Source organism: Thermostichus sp. MS-CIW-36, from assembly GCF_054059035.1.
This window is the reverse complement of record NZ_JBSSBR010000001.1, coordinates 176,609-200,079: the sequence shown is the minus strand read 5'-3', so window position 1 is coordinate 200,079 and position 23,471 is coordinate 176,609. Positions and strand designations below refer to the sequence as shown.

Sequence of the window (23,471 nt, the reverse complement as noted above, 5' to 3'; positions counted from 1 at the left end):
AGGCTAGAGTCTTCGTCGTTGCCGTTTGCAAGGCTCACCTCAGGAAAATCTCGATAGATCCCTACAGCTTGATTTTGCTGACCTTACCAAAACGTCAATTGACCCCCCCAAAACATTGACCAGCCTAGCACAATTGAGCTCAATTCTGAACCTCACTTTGCAGAAATGCCGTGTTTTTCTGATGAGTATATCCATTTACATTGAACAGATATCAGCCTGTTCGTTCAGAAACCTCATGGCAATTGAAAGCTGGTTACTGTAGTAAGTCACTGCGGCCAACTGAAGAGGAGATCTTTCCGATGATCAACCAGTTATCCCCCAAGGTCTCCAGTCGGGGCTCCACCAGTTGCCAGCTCTGGTTTACATCAGGGATCCCCTCCCCTGCTACCGGGGTTGGCGCAGCGGCTCCGCCTAGGATCTTGGGAGCGATGAAGGCGGCTACTTTCTGGATCGCCCCATCTTTGAGGGCTGCCCAGGCCAGCGTGCCCCCGCATTCCCAGAGGGCACTCAGACACCCCCGCTGAAAGAGCACCTGTGCCGCCCGCGAGGGGGTTACTTGGGGCAGATGCAGCAGCTCCACCCCCTGCTTGGCCAGGGATCCCCACAAAGGATGGGTTGCCACAGCTTCTGTGATCACCAACGTCGGCGCTTCTTCCACCTGCCACAGATGGGCGACGGGAGGTAGGTTCAGGGAACGGCTGAGGACCACCCGCAACGGCTGGGATCCCTGCAACTCCGCCAGGCGACAGGTGAGGCGCGGGTTATCCTGCCAAACGGTTCGGGATCCAACGATGACGGCATCATGCCAGGCCCGCTGTTGGTGTACCCACTGCCGCGCCGGAGAGTTGCTGATCCAGCGGCTGTGGCCGGTGGCGGCGGCGCTCTTGCCATCCAGGGTCATGGCGTATTTCAGCAGGCCGAAACACTGTTGCCGCACAATGGCGAAGGCAAACCCCTCGTTCAGCTCCTGGCACTCCCGCTCCAGCACTCCCACCGTCACGTCGATCCCCGCCTCCTGCAGGCGTCGGATCCCTTTGCCGGCCACCAAGGGATTGGGATCCTGCATCCCCACCACAACCCGCCGGATCCCGGCAGCTAGGATGGCCTCGGTACAGGGAGGGGTACGGCCATAGTGGTTGCAGGGCTCCAGGTTGACGTAGAGCGTTGCCCCTCTGGCCAGGGATCCCGCCTGTTGCAGAGCCAACACCTCCGCATGGGGCTGCCCTGCCCCCGGATGAACGCCTTCCCCCACCACCCGATCCCCCTGCACGATCACGCAACTCACCCGCGGATTGGGAGAGGGACGCTGAGGTGTAGAACGGGCCAGGGATAGACACCGTTCCATCCACTGCTGATCCGAGATCACAAAATGGGCATCCAATCCAGAGTGGCTCAAAGCAGTGACAAGGCTGCCAGCTTGCGGTTGAAAGCTGCAATTGCCTTGGATTCTAGCTCTACCACCTGCAATGCGTAGTCGCGGGCGCGGGCCTTTTGTTCGTTGCTGACAATCTCTCCCGAACGCAGGCGATCCAACAAATCGAAGGGATCCAACACCTCATCCATCGGGAAGCGGCCCAGATGAATCATGATCGGCAGGCATATTCTTCGCCAAGAATCAGAGCGGAAGTGAGCGTGGGTGATTCCCTCTCTCCCAGCTTGAGGGTGGGACGAGCCTTGCGGCCAACCACCACCTGGCGATGGGTCTCGATCACTGCTCTGGCCCGATCCAGATCTTGATTTTTCCAATCCACAGCCAGCCTGAGGCGGTGGGCGATGAAATCCGCAGTGGCGATGTAGAGGAGAGAGGGATCGATGAAAGCATAAGCCCGCGTCTGGGCAGTTGACGCCACCGTTGCACAAAACGCCGGGAAGGTGAGGGTGCCAGAAGTCCCCGCATCCACCACCGTGGTCACCCCTGAGCGGATCCCCGCCTCATCCGCAGGCAAACAAAAATCCCCCACCGACGTGAAAACCCAGTTGCCCGATTTTGTCCAATCCCTGGTCGGGATCCAGCAGATGTGCGTTGATAAACAGGGTGGCAGCCACCAGAACTCCTGTCAACAAGGCGTTAGACCGGTATTGCGGCAAGGTAAAACACTTTTTTCTTGCAATTTGTAGGCTCAACTACAAAATCCGACGCGGAGAAGACCGCAATCTGAGCGTGATACCTGCTACATCTGCCGTTTCGACAAACAGGCTCTAATATTGGGATGGTTATTCTAGGAGCTGCCTTCATGACCTCTTCCCCCCACCTGACCGCTGCAGAGGGGGCAGCGGGTTCTGCCAACGGGCTGAAGGAGGCATCCCTGTTTGGGGAACGGGATCCCTTGGCCCATTCCCTTCAAGTCAACGAAGCCTTCAACCGCAGGAACAACCTGTTGAACCGTCGCCTGCAATTGGTGGAAGAACTCTGGGAATCGGTGATCCTGCAGGAGTGCGGTCAGTCTCTGGTGGATCTGTTGCAGCGACTGCGTTCCATGTGTTCCCCAGAAGGACAAGCCCTGGAGTACCCGATCCCAGAGGTACTACAAATTATCGAGTACCTCAGCCTCGACGCCACCATCCAAACGGCGCGCGCCTTTGCCCTCTTCTTCCAGTTGATCAACATTGTTGAACAGCACTACGAACGGGCAGAAGACTCGGACATGCGCATGGTGGATAGCCAACAACGTACCGTGCGAGAAAACGAAAAATTTGAACGGCTGTTCCCTTACCTGCGGGCTCAAGGGGTGCCGCCGGGCCTACTGCGCAGATTGCTGGAGCAGTTGCACATTCGCATGGTTTTTACCGCCCACCCCACCGAGATCGTCCGCCACACCATCCGCGAGAAGCAACGAGCTTTCTCTCGCTTGCTCAGCCAACTGGATTGGGCAGAACAAACCCAGCCTTTGCAGGCCCAGATGATAAAAGAACAGATGGCGGAAGAAGTCTTGCTTTGGTGGCGCACCGACGAGTTGCATCAGTCCAAGCCGACTGTTTTGAACGAGGTCGATTACACTTTGCACTATTTTGAAGAGGTGTTGTTTCAGGCCATCCCCCTGCTGCACGAGTACCTCAGCCGCAGCCTGAAAAAAGCTTTTCCCAGCGTCGAGCCACCGCCGGCAGGATTTTGCAACTTCGGCTCGTGGGTAGGCGGGGATCGGGATGGCAACCCTTCCGTTACCGCCGATGTGACTTGGCAAACGGCCCGCTATCAGCGCAACCTCATCCTGGGCAAGTACATCGAATCGGTGAAGGCTCTCACCAAAACCTTGAGCATTTCCCTGCATTGGGGGGATGTGGACAGCCAACTGCTGGATGCCCTTGAGCAGGATCACCGCCTCATGCCCGAGGTTTACGAATCGTTTTCGCTGCAATATCGCCAGGAGCCTTACCGCCTCAAGCTCAGCTACATTCAGCGGCGGCTGGAGTTGACGCGGGAGCGCAACCGCAACTTGGCCGACTCCGCTTGTTTGCCCACCCCTCCCCCTGTGGACAACGCCTATGCCAACGCGGAAGAATTCCTGGCCGACTTGCAGCTTATCCAGAAAAGCTTGAAAAACAGCGGCCTTTCCTGCCGTCAGTTGGATCATCTCATTCAACAGGTACAGGTGTTTGGCTTTCACCTGGCCCATCTGGATATCCGCCAAGACAGCAGCTACCACGAAGCCGCTCTCACGGAGATTTTCGAGTACTTGCGCATTTTGCCGCGTCCCTACAACGAGATGACGGAAGAGGAAAAAACCGCCTTTCTCCTGCAGGAGCTACAAACACGTCGGCCTCTGATACCGCTGGAGATCGCCTTTTCCGAGAAAACGGCAGAGCTGATCGCCACCTTTCGCACCCTGCGCCGCATGCAGCAGGAATTCGGCTTGGCCATTTGCCAAACCTATGTGATCAGCATGAGCCGCCAGTTGAGCGACCTGTTGGAGGTGCTGCTGATGGCCAAGGAGGTGGGGCTCTACGATCCCATTAGCGGTCGCGGATCCCTGGCGGTGGTGCCGCTGTTCGAGACCGTCGAAGACCTGAAGCGGGCCCCGGAAGTTTTGCGGCAGTTGCTGGAGATCCCTTTCTATCGCCAGTACTTGGCTCAGCAGGGAAATCTGCAGGAGGTGATGCTGGGCTACTCCGACAGCAACAAAGATTCCGGCTTTTTGAGCAGCAACTGGGAGATTTACAAAGCTCAACAACGCCTGCAGACGGTGGCCGAATCCTATGGCGTGAAGCTGCAAATCTTCCATGGCCGGGGTGGTTCGGTGGGCCGTGGGGGGGGCCCGGCTTACGAGGCCATCTTGGCTCAGCCAGGGCGCAGTGTGGGGGGCCGCATCAAAATTACCGAACAGGGAGAGGTGCTGGCCTCTAAGTATTCCCTCCAAGATCTGGCCATTTTTAACCTAGAAACCGTTACCAGCGCTGTGATCCAGGCCAGCCTGCTGCGCACCTACCCCAACGACCTGCACGAGTGGTCGCGCCTAATGGAATCCTTGGCGGATCGCTCCCGGCAGGTGTATCGCAACCTGGTCTATGAGCAGGAAGGTTTTGTGGAGTTTTTCCACGAGGTCACCCCCATTGAAGAGATCAGCCAACTGCAGATCAGCTCCCGTCCTGCCCGCCGCAGCGGCAGCCAGAAGGATATTGGATCCCTGCGGGCCATTCCCTGGGTATTTAGTTGGACGCAAAGCCGCTTTCTCCTGCCGGCCTGGTATGGAGTTGGCACCGCCCTACAGGAATACGTGGCCAAGGGCGAGCACAACCTCAACCACCTGCAGCACCTGTATCGCGAATGGCCTTTCTTCCGCATGGTGATCTCCAAAGTGGAGATGACCTTGGCCAAGGTGGATTTGCAAATAGCGCGTCACTACGTGCGGGAGATGAGCTCTCCAGAACGTCTAGAGCGGGCGATGGAGCTGTTTGAGTGTATTGCCCAAGAAATGCACCGCACCCGCACAATAGTGCTGCAGATTACGGGTCACAGCGAACTGTTGGAGAACGACCCTTATTTGAAGCGCTCGGTGCAGTTGCGCAACCGCTCTATTGTGCCCCTCGGCTTTATCCAAGTCTCCCTCCTCAAGCGCCTGCGAGAGCATCAGGGATCCCGTACCGGGAGAACGCGCTACAACCGAGCTGAACTTCTGCGTGGAGCTTTACTTACCATTAACGGCATTGCCGCCGGGATGCGCAACACAGGCTGAGGGATCCAACCGGATTCACCACACCTCCCAAGCAAGGCTGGCGCTGTCCCTATTGAGTTTCAGAGCAGTGTCGAGAGCTTATCAGAACAGATCGTCATCGTACTCTTCTGGCTCCACTTCTACTGGCTCTACTTCGACAACGCGGCGGGAAGGACGGCGGGGAGGTTCATCCGCGTAGCTTTCCCCTTGGTCTTGGGGCAGCCGTGGGGGACGGCGGCGGGTAGCTGTACCTGTGCTGCGCTCTTCCTGCACATCCACATCCTCTGGATACTCTCCGGCAGGGCGACGGGGGCGACGGGCCTCTGGCGGCGGAGCCGGCTCATCGTAGTCGGTGTCCTGACGCGGGCGGGATCCTGGTTCCTCGTAATACTCATCTCCTTCGGGTCGGCGGCGTGGACGCACACGGGTATCGCCGGTCAGTTGGGGCCTGGGGCGACGGCTAGGATCTTCACCACTGCGCCCAGGAATGGAGCGACTGTAAGAGGATGTATCGCGGATACGGGATCCCTCGGCTCGAGTGGAAACCGTGCGTCCTTGGGCATAGCCATCCGGGGGATAGGTGCGGCTGAAGCCTTGCCGCCGAACGGTCGGACGAGCCCCGCCCACCTGCCGTGCTTTTTCGCTTAAGAGAATCCGCAAACGGAAGGTTTCGATGGCAAACCAGCCGGCCATCACCGCCAGCAACACCTGCGCAAAGAACAGCAACGGGATGAGCCGCTGACCTTCCAAGAGCAAGCAGACGGAATAGATCAGGCCCATCGTGGCAAAAATCACGTCATACTCAGCGGAGGCCTCTCGCTTGATGAACCGAACCGCGAAGATGGCTCCACTGGCAATAGCCACCAGCGCTGCCATCAAGAAGTAGGGGCTTTGGGTGAGAAACATGCCAGGGATCCCTAAACGATGAAGACGGGAGAGCGTTGAGCCTTATCCATTCCACAGCCGATCCTAACATTGATCCTCCCAATGGCACGGACAACGAAGCCCAGGTTTGGGTCTAGGGACGGGATCCCTCTTGAACAAAAGGGATCGGTGCTAAAATCGGCAGCATCTTCCTGCATGTTCCATGTTGTATCTGGCACGGGTACACAAAAAAGGTCTCTTCGGCCAGGGGGAGCTGCAGCTCTTGGCCCGGCAGGCCGAGGGTGGGGTTTGGACGCCGCTGCGCCAGCCAGAATGGGTCACCTGCAAAGAGGCTGGCCCTTACAACATTGGGGTGTTGCTGCTGGTTGAGCTTTCAGAAGAGCGGCAGGTACAGCGGGTGGAAGAGGCAGCCATGAAGCTGGTGGAGATGCTGCACAACCTATCTCAAAGCCGCAGTCTGGTGGATCTGTCGGAAATCGAAAGCTGGCGGCAATCCTTGACTCGGCAAAGCCAGGAGCTGAGCCGTCGCGAAGCAGAGGTAGCCGCTCGCCAAGAGCAACTGCAACAGTGGGAAAACCGTCTGCGAGAAAAACTATCCTCCTGAGTTCTCAAACTATAGTCGTTTCGGGTTAGGGTGAGACGCCTGGGCTATCTCGCCCCTTACAGTCAACATTGGGTCATGGGTTTAGTGTCCTGGTTTGAATTGAAATGACCATACTCTTGGGCTAAGTTGGGCTAAGTGCATCTGTGAGTGAATCCAGATCAAGGCGGCTGGGATCGCCAAATCCGTAGTTATAAGACCTGAATCAACTTGGGTTGAGACATTCTCTTCCCCCAAAATAAGCAGGGAAAAACCAGAATCGATTGCGCTCCCTATTGCCCAAGGCGATAGGTTGTCCCGTTGCTGTTCGATTGCTGTGGCTACGCTGCCGTATTGGTGCTGTACGACCTCAATCAAACTGCGCTGAGATCTGGCCTTAACTCGCGGGCACCTCGCAGATAAACATGCTGCATGTCCGCTTGAGCAAGTGGAGTATTCAACTGGATCAAAACACGAATACAACGGGGTAAGTCGCTGCTCACCTCCATCTGTTGTACATCCAACAGAGGCACCGACTCCCAGCCAGGGCGACGACGGGCAAATTGGGCAGGAAAAGCTGCATTTAAATCAGGAGTAACAGAAAAAATAACGCTGACCAACTCAGCCGGATCGAAGGCGTTGCGGTGCTCTAGCGTATCCAGCAGCTCAGCCACCGCCGCGCCAATGGCCTCGGCACTGTTTGTAGGTACGGTGATGGCTCCCCGAATTGCTCTGACTCGCCACCCCAATGGCCACACCCTCGTGCGCTTGAGCTCGCCTCGCTTCCAGAAAATTATACAGACTCATCTCTACTGGGATCCCATCCCTCTGGGGAAAACCAGCCCCCATCGCCTAGCTGGGCTGCAGGAGCTTTTCCAGGATCTGCTCGTGGCTGAGGCCGGAGTCCACCCAGGCTTCTCCCTCTTTGAGGCGGGCAGCAGCGGTTACGACAAACAAATTGCTCTTCGCTCCCAAAGCCTCGCTGGCGGTTTGCACGCAGAGCAAATCCTGGCCGGTTAGCTGGCTAAACCAGGTGGCCAACAGCCCTGCCTCCAAAAAGCCCATCGGACGCTTGAAATGGGGAGGGGTGACAGCAGCGAAGGGGGAATTGCGAATCGACACCACCAGGACTCCCTGATCTTTGTAAGTCCAGTCGATCTCGATCAATCCCCAGCCATGAGTTTTCCAAGCTTGTCTCAGACTTTGCAGGAAAAGGCCCATCTCCAGCTCGGCCAAAGGCTTCTGGTAGTAGTCGGAGAGTTCTTGGGCAAAACGGCGGAAAAACTCCTTGCCCCACATCCGACCACAGTTGCGCAATACCAAACGAGCAGCCTGGCCAGTCTCGTATTCCAGGCCCGTGTAGATGCCCCGCAGCAATGCCTCTGGAAGGGCCAAGAGACGCTCACCGTGGCGACTTTCCAGCAAGCCCGATTCCAAATCGCTTCGCAGATAGGCGCTGGGTGCATAGTAGTTGGCCAAAACAGGCGTATAGGGATCGAAGTTGACTGAGCCATTGGAGATAGAGCTGGTGCCGTTCATAAGGGATCCCCTGGTTATCCAATCCAAGTCGTTATTGAGCTCTAAGCATCCAAATAGGAGCAGGGTGCAGTTGACAGTTCGTTGGTTGTTGAGCTGGGAGAACGGTTGTTTACGCTCCAAATCTTATGGCGATCCCTCCAGCAATTGAATACCCCTTGGGCAGATTTACTACAACGCTAACATTAACTCCAACGACACTGAAGTCTCCGGCTAGTTGAGATAGAGCGCTCTAGCACCGAAAAATGCAAAAAGCAAAAAAGTATCTAGCTCTAAAACAGCAAGGCCACCTGTACCTGGGTGATTAAGGGGCGGATAAACTCCAACTCTCCAGGGGCCAGATGGTCTCTCAGCTCCTGCTGGAAAATCCGATAGGCAACCTCATAAACCCTCTGCAGCCCGTACAGGCGCACCTCTTCTTCCATCCACTCGATCAGCCGCTCCTTCAGGAGGTTTTCGTCCTGCAGCAACATGGCCATAGCGCTGTGACGCAGCAGCAACAGCAGGTGTCGCCGGCACAGATCCAACACTTGGGGAGAAAGGTCGGGCATCTCCTTTTGCAGGGCATCTAGGGTTTTGCTCACCACCTGGCTCTCCCGTTCCCGCAAAACTCGGTACACATGTTGTCGTTTTGGCCAGCCGAGAACATAGGCCTTCAGATGCTCCAGCTCCTCTGGCTTGAGGTAGCGGGCTTCCGACTCGATCAGCATCTGCTCCAAGGGGCTTACCATCTCGCTTCTTCCGGATGTCAGTGGGTGCTAGGAGACTCAAAACAAGCTGAACAGATCTGCCAAGGTGATCTGTTCTTCTGCCGGCTCGGGTTCTGGTGCTGCCGACAGGGATCCCAGAGAATGCGCGGCCAAACTCAGGGGATCCCCCGCCCAGGGGATGGAACCAAAATGCTCCCGCACTTGCAGAAAAGGCATTGGCAGAGAGCGCATCTGTAGGGGGCGGTTATCCCAATTTAGACGGGCAAAAAAGCTCTGCACCGAATCTTCTAAAGCAATCTTCCAGGTCATGCCTTGGCTACTCCCTGGCCTGAACGCAATTTTTGGGCAATTTCGCTGGCACTGGCCCCTTCGTTTAGCCAGAAGGCAGCCGCATCGATGCGATCTTTGCTGCCGAGCAAAAACTTGCAGTAGCTTTCTCCCATGGAGTAGCACTGGATCTCGATGCAGTTCAGTTGCCGTTCCACCATGGTGCTAAAAAAGCCGGCAAACAATCCGGCGTAAAGATGACAGACAGGTTTGCCCACATCCCCCAGGGTGCGGGCCACGGCGGAGTCAAAGAGGTTGATGAAAATAAACCCTTGCCGCCGACTCTCGGTTTCTACCTCCCAGCGCCCCCATCCTTGCGAGGTCAGAGGCCACCACCAGGTTTCCAAGAGAAACATGAGATTACTCTGCTTGGGCTGGCGCCGATATTCCTCCTCAAACCAGCGGGAAAAATGGAGGGCATCGTTGCGTCCCCACTCTCGGCCAATGGTGTACATCAGAGAAGCCGAGGCATCTCCCACTTCTTCCTCCAGGCCCTGCTGTAAACCCAGGATAAAGTCTTCGCTCACCAAGACATTGCGGGCGCCCGTCCAGTCCACAAGGGATCCCTGGGAGAGATTAAAGCGGAAAAAGTCTTCGCGGCTGTAGTGGTTATGCCGTTGGGCGGCAGGCTGAAGAGGTATCTCAATGGGGGTAGTCGTCATGGTTGGGTGAGGAGAGATCAGATTTTTTAACACTCCTTATCATACCCTTCTTAATTGGCATTTTTACCAAAAAACTGGGTCTAAAGCCTCGTCCTCAAGGCCTACGGCCCGCTGACGCAGTTGCAACAGCGTTGCGGAGCAATGGGGGACGGCTTTGGGATAGACTCAGGGCGACGGCAGGGTAGTCAACCGCTCCAAAAACCCAGCAGGAGTGGGTCAACTGGAGAAAACTGCCCTCAGAGGGAGACAGAAAAGCCCTGAGTTGTTGTAAAGATTTATTCAAAAATTGGGAAGAAGAGCTGTACAGGGATCCGGAGCAGTACTTAAGACTGAGGCCTGACCTTGATGAAAGCAATGGCAGACCGCCACAGCAGCGACTCCCGCCCCTCGGCATCGGCTAAACAGAGGCAATCGGGATCCTGCCAGCGCAACTGGCCGACGAAGACATCTCCGGTATTGAGTTTGACCTCGAGGGTTTCCCGATCCTTGATGACCTTCTGCAGGCGACGCACGCTCGGGATCCCGGTGTTGAAATCGGTCACGACAGCCCTATCAGCCAGCGAGAAACGGTATGTCAGCAAGCCCACTGCCCCCAGTATAGGGGATCCCTGCCGCTTCCCACTGCCCCTCCACCACACTTCCACAACTTGGGCTCAAAACTCGCCCTCATCTTTGCCCATTTTTTCTGCTGGCGAGTACTATGTAGGGGGGATGGCGCTTAGAAAAGCGGTAAACCTTTCGAGTTCGCCGTCTTTTTTAAGCGAATCTACGGGTGTTCTCCCCGAAAAAAGCCAGCACAATAGGGCTAGGGTGATAGAGGGTGCGGCTGTCGCCCTAGGGAAGGTGAATCCTCAGCTGGGATCCCTTTTACATGCCATTTTGCCGCCGAGTTGTCTGTCCTTTTCAACCCTCATCAGTATCAGCAGTATCAGTGCAGGAGAGATCGTTATGGCAGTAGAGAAAGTGAACTCCTCGTCCAGCTTGGCCGAAGTGATCGATCGCATCTTGGATAAAGGTATCGTGGTCGATGCCTGGGTGCGGGTTTCTTTGGTTGGGATCGAGCTGTTGGCCATTGAAGCCCGCGTCGTTGTGGCTTCTGTGGAAACCTACCTGAAGTACGCTGAGGCTGTGGGTCTGACGGCTACTGCTGCTGCTCCTGCCGTCTAAATCTGCCTAACCAAAATCACTCAACCAAGGAAAGTGCCCACAACCCTCTCGCCTTGAGCATCGCAATGGTTGGATGAGTTATGCTCTCTGGGCGGAGGCGTAGGAAGCTAGCCGTCGGAAAGCGAGGCAGGGATCCACCGCCGGTCTCTGCCTTGCTTCTGCGGGTTTTGTTCGAGGATTGAGTCTTGCAGCCGCACTGAGCTACAGGTTGGCAGTGCCATCGAGTTGGGAACAGGCAGAGAAGCTGTATCCACCCAAGCATTGAAAACGACGTGAGGGATTGGAGATCATGAGTTTGCAGGAACAATGGGCCATGGCCCGCAGCCGGCGGGTGGCTCAGAATCGAAGTTTGTTAAGCCGATCCCGGCAGCAGCGCCTAGAGCAGCACCAAGCCCTGATGGTTGAGCTGGGGCAGCGCCGCCAGCAACGACAAGAAGCACTACGGCACCAGACGGAGCAAACCCGCAGCCAATTGCAGAAACTGAGGCAGGAGCGGGCTGTGAGGCGATCCCTGGACGAATGCTCCCGTTCGGAAGCGGCGGCTCAGCGGGCCAAGTCGGTGGCAAAGAGTCTGGCTCGCCTGGAGCAGGAACGAGCTGCTCAATTGGAAGTCAGCCGGCAGCAATTGCAGGCTTTCCGGGCTAACTTGACTGCGGCTGTGGAGCATTTGCTGAGCACCTATACGCAGGCTCGGCAGGCGATGGCCGACAAAACTCAGCAAGCGCGGCAGTCTTTTTGCGCCGATTTGCGGCAGTGGGTACAGGCTCTCCGGCAAATGGCTCGACAGGAGCTGGCTCAGATGGCTCAGGAACAGCAAGCCCAGGCCCAGGCCCTGCGGGGATCCCTGGCCACTTTCCGGGCGGAGTTGCATAAGCAGGTGTGGGGCAATGGGATCCCTGACCTCATCCCAGAACCTGAAGTCTCCACTTCCAGTGCAAGCTCTAACAGTGCCGTTGCGACTGCCGGTGAGACTGCTTCCGACTCAACGCCTGTAGCCGAAGACCAAGCCCCGGTGGAGCCGCCTGCTCCCGTCTCTGTTCCCCAGCCCCAGCCCTCGGAGGGTTTAATAACGCCTGAACCCCCTGAAGTTCCGCCTACTGTTGAGAAACAGGTGGATCCCATCCTTGACTATGTCAACAAGTATGTGAGTGATCTACAAGCGCAGGATCCCAACTTGACCCTGCTGCAGGTAATTGGGGATCGGGAACGGGTGCGGGATTTGTTGGCCCGCGGCGCGGTGGATCTGGGGTTGGATCCCTCGGAAATCTTGGCTACGCTGCGGCGCATGGTGTCGGGGGCGGTCGCAGTTTAGTTGTGCCGAGCGCAGGAAGAACATCCGGGCTATAGTCAAGGCAAAGGAGTCTAGGGCAGCAAAGAGGTTGAGTATCTCCATGGCCACGGTTCTGCAGGCGCGTCCCCGCCAGTTCGTGAACACCCCCTACATTGAGCGGATTACCCGCCGCGCTTTGCGCTATTTGCAATCGGGCTTTGCGGTGCATTTGCGGGGGCCTTCGGGTACGGGCAAAACCACTTTGGCGATGCATCTGGCCAGCCTGCTGGGCCGCCCCATCATGCTGATCTATGGGGATGACCGCTTCGATTCTTCCGACCTCATCGGGGGGCGCACCGGTTTTACCCATCGGCGGGTGGTGGACAACTTCATTCACTCGGTGGTGAAGACGGAGGAGGATGTGCAGCAGCGCTGGGTGGATGCCCGCCTTACCTTGGCTTGCCGAGAGGGGTTTACCCTCATCTACGACGAGTTCAATCGCTCCCGCCCTGAGGCCAACAATGCTCTCCTGAGTGCCTTGGAGGAGAGGCTGCTGGTGTTGCCGCCGGACAGCAACCGCTCGGAATATCTGCGGGTGCATCCCCAGTTCCGGGCCATTTTTACCTCTAACCCGGAGGAATATACCGGGGTTCACAGGGCCCAAGATGCGCTGCTGGATCGGATGATCACCATCGATATGGGGGAACCGGACATCGAGACCGAAAAAGAAATCCTCACCTCGCGAATAGGCTTATCCGGCCCCGATGCACTCAAGATCGTCCACATTGTGCGGGCTTTTCGCCGCAAGCTGGATCTGACGCGCCACCCCAGCCTGCGCAGTTGTCTGATGATCGGGCGCATTGTCAAGGAACATGAGCTGGCAGTTAGCAAAGAGAATGCCGATTTTCGCGCTTTGTGTGCGGATGTGCTGTTGCCGCGAGCCGGCAAGCGCTATGAAGAGGGATCCCAGCTGCTGAATTATCTGCTAGACCAACTGCCTGGCTGAGTCTTTTGCCTGTTGGTACACTTTGGAGGTCGATTAACCCTGTGCCGATTAGCTCTCAACCCTTGACCACGGCTACTCATGGCTCCTCGCTGGCCGATGTGCTGGAGCGGGTGCTGGACAAGGGCATTGTGATCGCCGGAGACATCACCGTTTCGGTGGGCAATGTGGAGTTGCTGAATGTGCGCATTCGCCTGCTGATTTCTTCGGTGGATAAGGCCAAGGAGATCGGCATCAATTGGTGGGAGTCGGATCCCTACCTCAACAGCCAGGCGCGGGAGCTGCTGGAAGCCAACCGACAGCTCATGCAGCGGGTTGCCGAATTGGAAAGACAGCTTGCCCAAGCTCTACCCCAGGGGAGAAAGGGAACGGATCAGTAGGCTGCCCCGCCATTATGACCAGGATTGAGAAGCTAGACTGGCTGCTGGGGTGGTTTGACGGGGTGATGGGGCATGACTTTGGAGATAACGCTTGACCGGAAGAGTTGGAAGCGGCTGAAGACACTGGGCTGGGCTGTGGGTGTGGTGCTGGCCCTTGGGATCCCGGCCTGGGGTCAGAATCCCCGTGCCATCAGCATCAGCGCTGATGTTCAGGAGGCCAACGCCAACACAGGAGTTTTTACGGCCATCGGCAATGTCACCCTCAGTTTTCCTGCCGAGCGGCTGACGGCCCGTGCCCAAAGAGCTGTTTACTACAGCCAGGAGCAACGCATTGAGCTGGAGGGCCAAGTCATCATCAACCAAGGGGAAAATCAGTTGCAAGCAGAGAAGGTCATCTACCACATCGACAAGGGCACCATCCAGGCAGTGCCATCGGCAGGGCGGCAAGTGGAGTCCATCTACGTTTTGCCGGAGCCCAGCTCAAGTCCTTAGCTGATCCCCACACTTTTTTCCAGCAGCACGGACTCAGCCAACACGGCTATACCGTGATTTCGTCACCGATCATCCCAGCCTGCAGGGTTTCCCTCACCCCCAACCCCTCTCTCAAAAGGAGAGGGGAGCCAGGGACAGACATAACAAATCGTTTCATTGCTGTTTGAAATGACTACATTTGAAATGACTACACATGGGGCAGCGCTGGAAACGAGCTCGGGGAATGTCGGCTTAGATCCGTTTAGGATGTAGTAATTCATTTAGGATGTAGTAGTTCGGGCGGCAGACTTTTTCCCTGACTCTGAATCAAAGGATGGCTGATGGATGTTCGGGATCCGAGTTCCTCACCCCTGGCAACGAGAGGCACAGGTCACTCCAGAAGAGATGTTTTTCAGCCGGCGGCAATTTCTAGCGCAACTGGGATCCGTTGGGGTGGGAGCCAGTTTTTCTATTTTTGGGTTTGGCAGCAGGGGAGCTGCTCCCTCGGTAGAACGAGAGCTGAGGGGGATCCCGCTCAACCCCCACTTTTCGGATGTGGGCAGGCCCGTCACCGAGGAGATTGTAGCTGCTCGTTACAACAACTTTTACGAGTTTGGCTCCGGAAAGCGCGTCTGGCGGGCTGCACAGGCTTTGCCCACGGATCCCTGGACTGTCGAGATTGGCGGGCTGGTGCGGCATCCTCAGCGGTTGGGCTTGGAAGATCTGTTTCACTTTCCCCTCGAAGAGCGCATCTACCGCTTTCGTTGTGTGGAAGCCTGGGCGATGGTGGTGCCGTGGTTGGGCTTTCCGATGCGGCTGCTGCTGGAACGGGTGGATCCTTTGCCGACGGCTCGATTTGTCCGCTTCACTTCCTTTTACGATCCGGAAATTATGCCTGGCCCAATCTGGCCCCCCAACTTGCCTTGGCCCTACACGGAAGGGTTGCGGATCGAGGAAATGGCCAACGAGTTGGCCTTTTTTGCCCTCGGCATCTATGGCAAGCCGTTGCCCAAACAGCACGGAGCGCCAATTCGCATGGTAGTTCCCTGGAAGTATGGCTTTAAAGGGGGAAAATCCATCGTCAAAATCGAGTTTTTGGATCATCAACCCTCTACGTTTTGGAATACCCTCGCCCCTGAGGAGTATGGATTTGAGGCCAATGTGGATCCTAGGGTGCCCCACCCCCGCTGGTCACAGGAGCAGGAAGTCTTGATTGGTTTCGGATCCCGTTCCCAGTGGCAAATCGTTCCCACCTTGCCCTACAACGGGTACGGAGAGTATGTTGCCCACTTATATAGCTGAACTTATATGTCTGAAGACGCCCACGAAAGGATTCGAACCTCCGACACCTGGGACCGGAACCCAGTGCTCTAGTCCACTGAGCTACGTGGGCAATGCAACTGCATTAACCATCATATCTGCTGACTTTCAGTTCTGCCAAGGGGGCAAAGCTGCGGCGGTGCTGCGGGGTGGGCCCCAAGTTCTGCAACGCCAGTCGGTGCTCCCGCGTGCCATAGCCAACGTTGGTGCGCCAGCCGTAGCCGGGGTACTGCCGATCCCAGCTCTGCATCAAGGCATCTCGCCAGACTTTGGCCACAACTGAAGCGGCGGCAATGGAGAGGCTGATTTGATCCCCCTTGACCAGCGCCGTTTGCCGGGATCCCAGCTCGGCCAGCGGCAATCCATCCAGCAAAATGTGTTCGATTGGATCCAACTTGGCCAAAGCCCGCTGCATGGCTAGCACCGTGGCCTGGCGAATGTTGAGCCGGTCGATCTCAGCAGCAGAGGCACTGCCAACGCCCACAGCCAAAGCCACCTGCCGAATCCGTTCCGCCCATTGAGCGCGTTGCTGCGGACGCAGTTGTTTGGAATCCCTCACTCCCTCCAGTTCTTTGGGATCCATCTGGGCGGGCAAAATCACCGCCGCTGCCACTACCGGCCCGGCCAGGGCCCCCCGCCCCACCTCATCCACCCCCGCCACCCGCAGGATCCCCTGCTGCCAAAGGGATCCCTCCCAAACCAAACTGGGCTTTGTTCGCATTGCCATATCCCCATGCCTGCCCCTGAGCTTGGGAGCGGCGGCTAACTGCTGCGGGAGCGCCGTCGCCTAGAGGCTGCCGGAGATTGCTGGGCAGGGCTAATCCCCAGTTCCGCGGCTGGCTCGGCCAAGCTGCTCTGCACGGCTGACGGGAACGATTCAGCAGAGGAGATTTCGGGTTCCGAGGGTTCGGGTGGAGAAACGGTATCCAGCGGCTCCTTCTCCTGCAAGGCATCCGGTTCGGGCGCCAACTCCTCCGCCTGAGAAGTTGCCTCAGTCTCCACCTCTGGGCTACTTTCCACCTCGACAGTTCCCGGCAGAACCACCCTAACCGCCGTGTCTCGGCCCCAAGGCGGCGGCTGGTCAAGCAGCAACAGCGGCGACAGCCCCAACTCCGAGTAGACCCGTTGTTGTAACGGGGTCATCTCCACGGTGACGGTTTGCCGTACCGGAGCCGGACGGCCTTCTGAGGACTCCGTCCCGCTGGCGCGAACGGTGCGGGCTGGGGAAGTGTGATCTTTGCGTGAGGCGGATTCTGCCTCTTCCCCAGGGCCAGAACGGCGGTGTTCTTGACGCTTTAGGTCTGCTCCGCCCCCTGGCAGTTGCATCGGCTCTGGGGCTTCCTCTTCTACAGGAGTATCCAGGCTCCGGGCAACGAGGCGCTGGCCAGTGCGGGGATCCCCCCGGTCTTCACGGGGACGCTTGCGTCCCGTTTCAACCCGTGGCTCTTCCTCCAGATCGTCTGAAGTCGTAAAGGGATCCGGGCTGGGGCGTCGTTGTCCGGGGGCAGAGCGCGACCGCCGCAGCAGCGCACGGCTATCGCCTCGAGACAGCCCATCGCTTCCCACTCGCAGGCGCGCCCGTTGGGAGTTGCCATCGCGGGGCAGGATCGGGCCGGCGTCTTCCTCATCCCCTTCTTCCACCTCGGTGGGTAGCGTTACCGTCAGGCCGCTTTCTACTGTTAACAGATGCCCTGGCTCGGCCCCCGGCAAGCGGGCTAGGATCCCCAGCCCCTCACAGGTGGGGCAAGAATGGCCGAAGATCTCGTAAAGGCTTTGCCCCTGCCGTTTGCGGGTGAGCTCCACCAGCCCCAATTCCGACAGTTGGACCACCTGTGGGCGAGCTTTGTCGCTGGAGAGGGCCTTGTTAAAATGCTCCAAAACCAGCAACTGGTCGCGGCGGGAATCCATATCGATGAAGTCCACCACAATCACACCGGCAATGTTGCGCAGCCTCAATTGGCGGGCAATCTCGGTAGCCGCCTCACAGTTTGTCCACAGCACTGTCTCCCGAGAAGTGGCCGATTGGGTGAAGGAGCCCGAGTTAACATCAATTACCGTCAGGGCCTCGGTGGGCTCGATGATGATGTAGCCACCAGAGGGCAGATCCACCCGTGGCCGCAGCGCCTGCCGAATAACCGCGTTGACCCGAAAATACTCCAGAATGGGGGTGGGCTCGCGGTGGGCATCGACAACGACACCAGGGGGCATTTGGCCCTTGTTCCAGCCCTGCAGATAGCTACGGACTCGCTTCGCTCCTGCCGCAGAGTCGGTCACAATACGGTTCACATCGTCGGAGTAAACATCCCGCAGCACCCGCTGAATAAAGTCGTCATCCCGGTTGAGTAGCCCCGGCCCCCGTGCTGCCTGATACTGCTGTTGAATATCTTCCCAGAGTTTCTTCAATTGCTCCAGGTCGTCGATCATCGCTTCTTCGGACACACCTTCCGCTTCGGTGCGCACCAACAGGCCCATCTGCGGGGGTTTAATCAAAATGGCCAGCGACTTCAAACGGTTGCGTTCTTCTCGATCCTCGATGCGGCTGGACAGATGAACGCCTTTTCCGTAGGGTCGCAACACCAAATACCGCCCTGGAAAGGCCAAATCTCCGGTAAGCCTTGGCCCTTTGTTGCCGGTAGGCTCTTTCATCACCTGTACCAGCACCTTTTGCTGCGGCAAGACCAGCTCAGAAATCGAGGCATGACTTCGCTTGAGGCGCAGCGGGCCCAGGTCGCTGACGTGGATAAACCCATTGCGCTCTGCAGGGCCGATGTTGACGAAAGCGGCATCGATGCTGGGCAGAACGTTCTCGATGATTCCGACGTAAACGTCTCCCACTTGGTGAGCGCCGCTGGCGACGATCAGCTCCTGCACTTGATCTTCGGCGAAGACGGCTGCCACTCGATGTTGCTCGGCAATGACAATCTGCCTGGGCATTAACTTCCCTCCCCGCCCCAAGGGCACGCGGTTACGGGCTGAACCCTCGTTCTGGCGAGGTGTTGTCCTTTTGCTGGGATCTGCTCAAGTTTCTTTAACCAGGATCGAGTCGTCATGGGGCTGTCCATTACCCTCAGCTCTGCTTTGACGCTTGGCTTTGTTTCCTCTCCAATGGGTGAGGTGAGTTTAAGTGCATGTGAACTACCCAATGCTGGCTCTGGTGGGTACAGCGGGGGGCTTCTGCTGATTGGAAGGAAAACTCATCGGATGGGATGAATGGATTCGGTGAGGCTTGCATGGAGATTCATGGATGGGCTCAATCGATAGGCTCAGGGAGCAAGACGGCTCCGCCTCGGGAGATCGAACGCTGGCCCATTGCAGAACCCCAGTTGTGCGGCCCAGCCTGTTCGCGAAAGCGTCGCGTAGCGATAGTCCACAACAAGACAGGGTTTGCGCGCGGAAAGAAGCACCTTCTCAGGGTAGAATTTTCTGGTTAGATCTGGGCTAGGTCGAAGAGGCACACTTTTCTGTTGCACCTATCGACTCGACCCCATCACGCCTGTTACCTGCCCTGGGTACTGAGTTAAGAGTGTCTCCATTCCAAAATCCGGCCCAGCTTTTGCCTGCTGCTCACCCCGCCCTTGGTCAAGTTGATGCTTGGCAAGCCCCACAGCGGCAGGAGCCAGCAATAGCAGCATTATAGCGCTTGTGGGATCCCTCAGCCCAGACAGACCCTTAGCCCTTGGGTTGCTCCCAGAGGAAGTGCTCAATCTGGATCGGCTAGGGGGTTCTGATACATTTACGCTGAACACTGCTGAACATCACTGTTCAACTATGCAGCGATAGCATTCTGTTTGTTTCCATTCGCGTTAGCGGGACGGAGTCCAAACAGAATGGCGGTATCCCGCAAAGCTTTGAGTAGAATACCCAAAGCGCAGTTTCCGTGTCGTCTTACTACCAATTTTCTGCTTTGCTTTGGCTACCATGTTGGCAGACTCGAAAGTAAACAGAAAGATCAACTGGTAGTAATCCGTACTGAACATATTATACATTATTTTCAGTATAGTTGAGCTTATTATTGACTAGAGTCATGCTCCCACAACAGGCGCAGCCGCTTTGCCGTCTGTAGTGTCCAGTGGGGCAACCCCAATGACTCGGCCATTTGAACCAGATGGGTGGGCCGCAGGTAGGCACCGTCGTTGCGGCAACTGCCCCGGTAAAGGAGGCAAGCGCTGCCCTCGGGGGTCAGGCCCTGAAACTCTAGGTAGTAAAGTAGGGCGCGGGCATTGAAGGGAGAGGACTTGCCAGACTTGGAGGTTTTTTCAATCCAGATTTCCTGCGCGTCTAGAATCTGGGTGACCCAGGCAGGCCAAGAGGACTCCGTCTCGCTGCCGCAAATGGCTTTGGGCAACTCGCAGCTCACCGTAAGCTGATATTCGGCGGCGTAAACGGCTGCGGTGGCCGAGGGATCCCGAAGGCTAATTTCTTGGACGGCTTGGATGGGGATCTCCGGGGGCAGCTGTTCGCTCAGAAGGGCGCGCAGTTTCTCAGGCGTCAGAGGACCTTCAGGCCGATCCAGCAGCTCCAGATCCAGGATTTCGCCATAGCCTTCCTGGCCGATGGGCAGAGCGTTGGCGTTGGCCAGGCGGGGCATGGGGTGGTAGCCGCCGCTGAAGGCCAGAGGTAACCCCGCTCGCCGACAGGCCCGTTCCCACAGGCGCATGAGATCCAGGTGGCCCAGCCAGCGCAGATCCCCGGTTTTGCCGTAGGTGATGCGGAAACGCTGGGCAGGTGGCTCCGGCTCCAGGGGATCCGGGGTGGGGGTGGGTTTGCTCTGCAGGGGCGGGACGGGCGGAGGGGGAATGACGATGTTGTGGCCGAAGCCGGGGCCGCAGATGCCGCAGGCGGAGCAGCCCTCGAAGGAGCAGTCTTCCACGGTGAGGGCTTCCAGGGCGCGGCGGTAGTCTTTTTGCAGCCATTTCTTGTCAATGCCGGTATCGATGTGATCCCAGGGCAAGGGATCCTCCAGGCCCAATTCCCGGATGGGGAGATGGGCGCAGAGGGCGACCGGATCGGCGGCAGGATCCACCTCTTCGCCGCAGTAGGCCCTCACCCAGGCAGCGTAGGCGGCGTCGATGTTTTCCCACCAGGCGTCCATGCCGGCCCCAGCCCGCCAGGCCCGCTCGATCATCTGTCCCAGGGAGCGATCCCCTTTGCCGATGAAGTCTTCCAGGATGCTGAAGCGGATATCGGTGAAGTGGGCCTTGACTCCCCGCAGCCGCCGCAGCTCCTTCTGCAGCAGGGCCTGCTTCCGCTGCACGTCGGCATAGTCTACCCGGTGCCACTGGAAGGGGGTGTGGGGCTTGGGGGTGAAGTTGGAGAGGGTGAGGGTAAACTCCACCCGCTTGCGACCCAGGGCTGCACATTCTCGCTGCAGCATCTCGACGGTGCGGGCGATCCCCAGGACATCGGCGTCGGTCTCGCCGGGCAGGCCAATCATGAAATAGAGCTTGATTTTGTCCCAGCCCTCTTGGACGGCGGTGCGAATGCCGCGAATCAAGTCGGCATCGGTGAGGCCCTTGTTGATGATGTCCCGCAGCCTTTGGGTGCCAGCTTCGGGGGCAAAGGTGAGGCCGGAGCGGCGGGATCCCTTCATGATGGCGGCAATTTGCTCATCAAAGCGATCCACCCGCTGGCTGGGCAGGGAAAGGGCAATGTGTTCTCTGAGGAGACGGTTGTGCAGCTCCGCTCCCACCGCCGGCAGGGAAAGGTAGTCGGAGCAACTGAGAGAAGAGAGGGAAAATTCGTTGTAACCTGTTCTCCGCAAGCCCTGCACCACAGCCTCCACCACTGCTTCCGGATCCACATCCCGCGCTGGGCGGGTGAGCATGCCCGGCTGGCAAAATCGGCAGCCCCGTGTGCAGCCCCGCCGCACTTCCATCACCAGGCGGTCGTGGACGGTTTCCACCAAAGGCACCAGGCCGACGGAGTATTGGGGTTGAGGCAGGGCCACCCGACGGCGGACGCGCTCCGGCACCCCAGGCACAATGGGCCGCGGTGGGATCCCTTCGTAAAACTGGGGCACGTACACCCCCGGCACCTGGGCCAGCTCCAGCAAGACCTCTCGGCGGGGCTTGGACAGGGATCCGGCCAGCACTTGGCCAATTTCCGGCAGCACCTCTTCCCCATCTCCGAAGACGAAGAAATCGAAAAAGTCGGCAAAGGGCTCCGGGTTGGAAGTGGCGGTTGGCCCACCGGCAAAGATCAGAGGGCACTCTTCCGGGGTAAAGGGCTGCCGCTCCCACCACTTGAGCGGGATCCCGGCTAGGTCCAGCATCTCCAGAATGTTGGTGCCCCCCAGCTCGTAAGCCAGGCTGAAGCCGATGATGTGAAAGGCGCGCAGAGGGCGGCGGGACTCCACGGCAAACAGCGGGATCCCCAACTGCCGCAGGCGGGCAGCCAGATCCGGGCCTGGCAAGTAGGTGCGGTCACACAGTTGATCCGGCTGAGCGTTGAGGATGTTGTAGAGGATGAGGTGGCCCAGGTTGGAAGCTCCCACCTCGTACAGCTCTGGATAGCTCAGCACCCAACGCACCCGCGCCGAATCCCAAGGACGGTGGACGGCACCGAACTCTTTGCCCAAGTAGCGGGCCGGCCGCTGAATCTCAGGGGTAAGCAGGCGATCCAGATCGATGGGACTCAGATGCGGTTCAGTTGCAGCCAGAGAGAGCATGGGGATCCGCCGAGACGTTAATACAGCCACTGATCTGACTCTAGCCGAACTCTTCGAGCAGACCCAACCCAAGGGAAAGCGCTTTGCCTCGCGCTTTGCCTCTCTAAGTTTGCAGGTTACCGGTAGGCGAAACAACCATACTTGCAATGTCGTGAAGTCTGTTCAACCGGGAAAACTCTGCGGCGGACGCTGCAAGGCCAGCGCCAACTGTTCGTACTCTGCCAAATGGTTGTAGACCTGAGCCGAGATGCGTACCCAAAGCTGCCCGGCGAAGGGGATGATCGGAACCTCAATGCGGTACGTGTGCCACAGGTAATCGTGCAGGCGACGGGCGCGCTCCCCAAGAGGCAGCTCAGGGATCCCCTGTTGCCAGAAGGGCGGCAAGGGTAGGGTGGCCATAAAGCCCAACATTTCTTCAGGGGCGGGCGGGATCCCTTCAAGAGTCTCCAAAAGCAACTGCCGCGCCTGCAGCAGCAGAGTGTGGTTGTGCTGACGGATATTGTCTAGCCCCACCTCCTGGATAAACGCCAGGGCTGCTGAAACGGCCAACCAAGCGCTGGGATCCCGTGTGCCCACCCAGTCGAACTCGGCTGTGAACCCTTGCCCAAAGCCGTGGGAGATCACCGTAGGATGGGTTTGGGCCTGTCGGTGGGGGGCCACCCACAAAAAAGCACAGCCTTTCGGGGCAAACAGCCACTTGTGGGCATTGCCGGTGTACCAATCGGCCCCCAGCCTTTCCAACTCCAAGGGGAGAACCCCAGGGGCATGGGCGCCATCCACCAAAACTGGGATCCCGCGCTCCCGACAGAGGCCGATCAGCTCAGGCAGGGGGTAGATCAGAGCCGTAGGCGAGGTGAGGTGATCCAAGACCGCCAAACGGGTTTGGGGGGTGAGGATAGTCTCGAAGGCGGCGATAACCTGCTCCGGCCCTGCAATGGGAAAAGGGATCTGCGCCTCAACCGGGATGGCTCCCCACTGGGCATAGACATACTGTAGCGCCTGACGAACAGCCCCGTAGCCGTGGTTGGTGCAGGCGATCTGATCCCCTGGCCGGAACCGCAGCGAGCGCAAAACGGCATTCACCCCGCTGGTGGCATTTTCCACAAACACCAAATTTTCGGGTTCGGCCCCGACGAAATGGGCCAGTTCTGCTGCCGCCGCCCGCAAGGCTCGAGGAAGTTCCTCTCCCATAAACTGCACCGGCTGAGCCTCAAGGCGTTCCCGCCATACACTCTGGGCCTGCAACACCTTTTTCGGGGTCGCGCCGTAGGAGCCGTGATTCAAAAAAACGGCTTGCGGATCCAGTCCCCACAAGGAGCGTTCGCAAAGTGGCGCACAAGCAC

At 58.0% G+C, this 23,471-nt stretch carries 22 protein-coding genes and 1 tRNA gene; 8 read left to right on the top strand and 15 right to left on the bottom strand.

Going from position 1 to position 23,471, the window contains the following annotated elements:
- Positions 1-253: 253 nt before the first annotated feature.
- The 3 genes from ribD to ACVWVQ_RS00935 are packed head-to-tail and all read right to left on the bottom strand — an operon-like array spanning position 254 to position 1,946.
- The gene (gene ribD, locus ACVWVQ_RS00945) at positions 254-1,396 is read right to left on the bottom strand and encodes a bifunctional diaminohydroxyphosphoribosylaminopyrimidine deaminase/5-amino-6-(5-phosphoribosylamino)uracil reductase RibD (RefSeq protein WP_457506392.1); all 1,143 of its coding nucleotides are present in this window, start codon (positions 1,394-1,396) and stop codon (positions 254-256) included.
- A complete protein-coding gene (locus tag ACVWVQ_RS00940) occupies positions 1,393-1,587 on the bottom strand; it encodes a hypothetical protein (protein ID WP_457406572.1) in 195 nt (64 codons plus the stop codon). The genes ribD and ACVWVQ_RS00940 overlap by 4 nt, the downstream gene beginning before the upstream one ends.
- Positions 1,584-1,946 carry a hypothetical protein gene (locus ACVWVQ_RS00935; protein ID WP_457506390.1) on the bottom strand — a complete coding sequence of 121 codons (363 nt, stop codon included), beginning with the start codon at positions 1,944-1,946 and terminating at the stop codon, positions 1,584-1,586. The genes ACVWVQ_RS00940 and ACVWVQ_RS00935 overlap by 4 nt, the downstream gene beginning before the upstream one ends.
- A gap of 288 nt (positions 1,947-2,234) precedes the next feature.
- On the opposite strand from ACVWVQ_RS00935, the gene ppc reads away from it, so the two are divergent.
- Positions 2,235-5,171: a phosphoenolpyruvate carboxylase gene (gene ppc / locus ACVWVQ_RS00930; RefSeq protein WP_457506388.1), complete on the top strand. Its 2,937-nt coding sequence runs from the start codon at positions 2,235-2,237 to the stop codon at positions 5,169-5,171.
- Positions 5,172-5,252: 81 nt separating this feature from the next.
- On the opposite strand, the gene ACVWVQ_RS00925 is transcribed toward ppc, so the two are convergent.
- Positions 5,253-6,056, bottom strand: a complete 804-nt coding sequence (locus ACVWVQ_RS00925) for a Ycf66 family protein (protein WP_414408159.1) — start codon at positions 6,054-6,056, stop codon at positions 5,253-5,255.
- Between the two features lie 181 nt (positions 6,057-6,237).
- On the opposite strand from ACVWVQ_RS00925, the gene ACVWVQ_RS00920 reads away from it, so the two are divergent.
- Positions 6,238-6,639, top strand: a complete 402-nt coding sequence (locus ACVWVQ_RS00920; RefSeq protein WP_414522792.1) for a hypothetical protein — start codon at positions 6,238-6,240, stop codon at positions 6,637-6,639.
- 350 nt (positions 6,640-6,989) lie between these two features.
- Here the strand turns inward: ACVWVQ_RS00920 and aroH are convergent, their stop codons facing one another.
- The 6 genes from aroH to ACVWVQ_RS00890 all read right to left on the bottom strand — a co-directional run bounded on the left by aroH (position 6,990) and on the right by ACVWVQ_RS00890 (position 10,494).
- A complete protein-coding gene (aroH, locus tag ACVWVQ_RS00915; protein WP_457506386.1) occupies positions 6,990-7,364 on the bottom strand; it encodes a chorismate mutase in 375 nt (124 codons plus the stop codon).
- 103 nt (positions 7,365-7,467) lie between these two features.
- The gene (locus tag ACVWVQ_RS00910; protein ID WP_457404022.1) at positions 7,468-8,154 is read right to left on the bottom strand and encodes a V4R domain-containing protein; all 687 of its coding nucleotides are present in this window, start codon (positions 8,152-8,154) and stop codon (positions 7,468-7,470) included.
- Positions 8,155-8,423: 269 nt separating this feature from the next.
- On the bottom strand, positions 8,424-8,882 hold the full coding sequence (locus ACVWVQ_RS00905; protein ID WP_414330903.1) for a globin family protein: 459 nt from the start codon (positions 8,880-8,882) through the stop codon (positions 8,424-8,426).
- Positions 8,883-8,918: 36 nt separating this feature from the next.
- A complete protein-coding gene (locus ACVWVQ_RS00900; RefSeq protein ID WP_414399553.1) occupies positions 8,919-9,170 on the bottom strand; it encodes a hypothetical protein in 252 nt (83 codons plus the stop codon).
- Positions 9,167-9,850 carry a V4R domain-containing protein gene (locus ACVWVQ_RS00895; RefSeq protein WP_457404021.1) on the bottom strand — a complete coding sequence of 228 codons (684 nt, stop codon included), beginning with the start codon at positions 9,848-9,850 and terminating at the stop codon, positions 9,167-9,169. Before ACVWVQ_RS00895 ends, ACVWVQ_RS00900 begins: the two co-directional genes overlap by 4 nt.
- Positions 9,851-10,173: 323 nt before the next feature.
- Entirely contained in the window at positions 10,174-10,494 is a 321-nt protein-coding gene (locus ACVWVQ_RS00890) for an Hfq-related RNA-binding protein (RefSeq protein WP_414415719.1), read from the bottom strand.
- A gap of 304 nt (positions 10,495-10,798) precedes the next feature.
- On the opposite strand from ACVWVQ_RS00890, the gene gvpA reads away from it, so the two are divergent.
- The 6 genes from gvpA to msrP all read left to right on the top strand — a co-directional run bounded on the left by gvpA (position 10,799) and on the right by msrP (position 15,443).
- Positions 10,799-11,017 (top strand): gas vesicle structural protein GvpA, encoded by a 219-nt coding sequence (gene gvpA / locus ACVWVQ_RS00885; RefSeq protein ID WP_011429717.1) that lies wholly within the window; start codon positions 10,799-10,801, stop codon positions 11,015-11,017.
- Between the two features lie 289 nt (positions 11,018-11,306).
- On the top strand, positions 11,307-12,329 hold the full coding sequence (gvpC, locus tag ACVWVQ_RS00880; protein WP_457506384.1) for a gas vesicle protein GvpC: 1,023 nt from the start codon (positions 11,307-11,309) through the stop codon (positions 12,327-12,329).
- Between the two features lie 79 nt (positions 12,330-12,408).
- A complete protein-coding gene (gene gvpN, locus ACVWVQ_RS00875; protein ID WP_011433426.1) occupies positions 12,409-13,293 on the top strand; it encodes a gas vesicle protein GvpN in 885 nt (294 codons plus the stop codon).
- 41 nt (positions 13,294-13,334) lie between these two features.
- Entirely contained in the window at positions 13,335-13,670 is a 336-nt protein-coding gene (locus ACVWVQ_RS00870) for a gas vesicle protein (RefSeq protein WP_414408153.1), read from the top strand.
- Positions 13,671-13,742: 72 nt separating this feature from the next.
- Entirely contained in the window at positions 13,743-14,162 is a 420-nt protein-coding gene (locus ACVWVQ_RS00865) for an LptA/OstA family protein (protein ID WP_414408152.1), read from the top strand.
- A gap of 324 nt (positions 14,163-14,486) precedes the next feature.
- Complete coding sequence (gene msrP, locus ACVWVQ_RS00860; RefSeq protein WP_457506382.1) at positions 14,487-15,443, top strand: protein-methionine-sulfoxide reductase catalytic subunit MsrP; 957 nt, start codon at positions 14,487-14,489, stop codon at positions 15,441-15,443.
- 17 nt (positions 15,444-15,460) lie between these two features.
- Here the strand turns inward: msrP and ACVWVQ_RS00855 are convergent.
- The 5 genes from ACVWVQ_RS00855 to ACVWVQ_RS00835 form a co-directional block, all read right to left on the bottom strand.
- Positions 15,461-15,534, bottom strand: a tRNA-Arg gene (locus ACVWVQ_RS00855).
- 12 nt (positions 15,535-15,546) lie between these two features.
- Complete coding sequence (locus ACVWVQ_RS00850; protein ID WP_457506380.1) at positions 15,547-16,188, bottom strand: ribonuclease HII; 642 nt, start codon at positions 16,186-16,188, stop codon at positions 15,547-15,549.
- 35 nt (positions 16,189-16,223) lie between these two features.
- A complete protein-coding gene (locus tag ACVWVQ_RS00845) occupies positions 16,224-18,395 on the bottom strand; it encodes an Rne/Rng family ribonuclease (RefSeq protein WP_457506378.1) in 2,172 nt (723 codons plus the stop codon).
- A 1,075-nt stretch (positions 18,396-19,470) separates the two neighbouring features.
- Positions 19,471-22,128, bottom strand: a complete 2,658-nt coding sequence (locus ACVWVQ_RS00840) for a TIGR03960 family B12-binding radical SAM protein (protein ID WP_457506482.1) — start codon at positions 22,126-22,128, stop codon at positions 19,471-19,473.
- Positions 22,129-22,290: 162 nt separating this feature from the next.
- A complete protein-coding gene (locus ACVWVQ_RS00835; RefSeq protein ID WP_457506481.1) occupies positions 22,291-23,442 on the bottom strand; it encodes an aminotransferase class V-fold PLP-dependent enzyme in 1,152 nt (383 codons plus the stop codon).
- Between the last annotated feature and the right edge of the window lie 29 nt (positions 23,443-23,471).

Coding starts and splice junctions, on each gene's coding strand:
- ACVWVQ_RS00895 (WP_457404021.1), bottom strand. CDS start 9,850: ATGACGACTACCCCCATTGAGATACCTCTTCAGCCTGCCGCCCAACGG.
- gvpN (WP_011433426.1), top strand. CDS start 12,409: ATGGCCACGGTTCTGCAGGCGCGTCCCCGCCAGTTCGTGAACACCCCC.
- ACVWVQ_RS00920 (WP_414522792.1), top strand. CDS start 6,238: ATGTTGTATCTGGCACGGGTACACAAAAAAGGTCTCTTCGGCCAGGGG.
- ACVWVQ_RS00905 (WP_414330903.1), bottom strand. CDS start 8,882: ATGGTAAGCCCCTTGGAGCAGATGCTGATCGAGTCGGAAGCCCGCTAC.
- ACVWVQ_RS00865 (WP_414408152.1), top strand. CDS start 13,743: ATGACTTTGGAGATAACGCTTGACCGGAAGAGTTGGAAGCGGCTGAAG.
- ACVWVQ_RS00840 (WP_457506482.1), bottom strand. CDS start 22,128: ATGCTCTCTCTGGCTGCAACTGAACCGCATCTGAGTCCCATCGATCTG.
- ACVWVQ_RS00845 (WP_457506378.1), bottom strand. CDS start 18,395: ATGCCCAGGCAGATTGTCATTGCCGAGCAACATCGAGTGGCAGCCGTC.
- msrP (WP_457506382.1), top strand. CDS start 14,487: ATGTTCGGGATCCGAGTTCCTCACCCCTGGCAACGAGAGGCACAGGTC.
- ppc (WP_457506388.1), top strand. CDS start 2,235: ATGACCTCTTCCCCCCACCTGACCGCTGCAGAGGGGGCAGCGGGTTCT.
- gvpC (WP_457506384.1), top strand. CDS start 11,307: ATGAGTTTGCAGGAACAATGGGCCATGGCCCGCAGCCGGCGGGTGGCT.
- ACVWVQ_RS00850 (WP_457506380.1), bottom strand. CDS start 16,188: ATGGCAATGCGAACAAAGCCCAGTTTGGTTTGGGAGGGATCCCTTTGG.
- ACVWVQ_RS00925 (WP_414408159.1), bottom strand. CDS start 6,056: ATGTTTCTCACCCAAAGCCCCTACTTCTTGATGGCAGCGCTGGTGGCT.
- ACVWVQ_RS00910 (WP_457404022.1), bottom strand. CDS start 8,154: ATGAACGGCACCAGCTCTATCTCCAATGGCTCAGTCAACTTCGATCCC.
- ACVWVQ_RS00900 (WP_414399553.1), bottom strand. CDS start 9,170: ATGACCTGGAAGATTGCTTTAGAAGATTCGGTGCAGAGCTTTTTTGCC.
- gvpA (WP_011429717.1), top strand. CDS start 10,799: ATGGCAGTAGAGAAAGTGAACTCCTCGTCCAGCTTGGCCGAAGTGATC.
- ACVWVQ_RS00940 (WP_457406572.1), bottom strand. CDS start 1,587: ATGATTCATCTGGGCCGCTTCCCGATGGATGAGGTGTTGGATCCCTTC.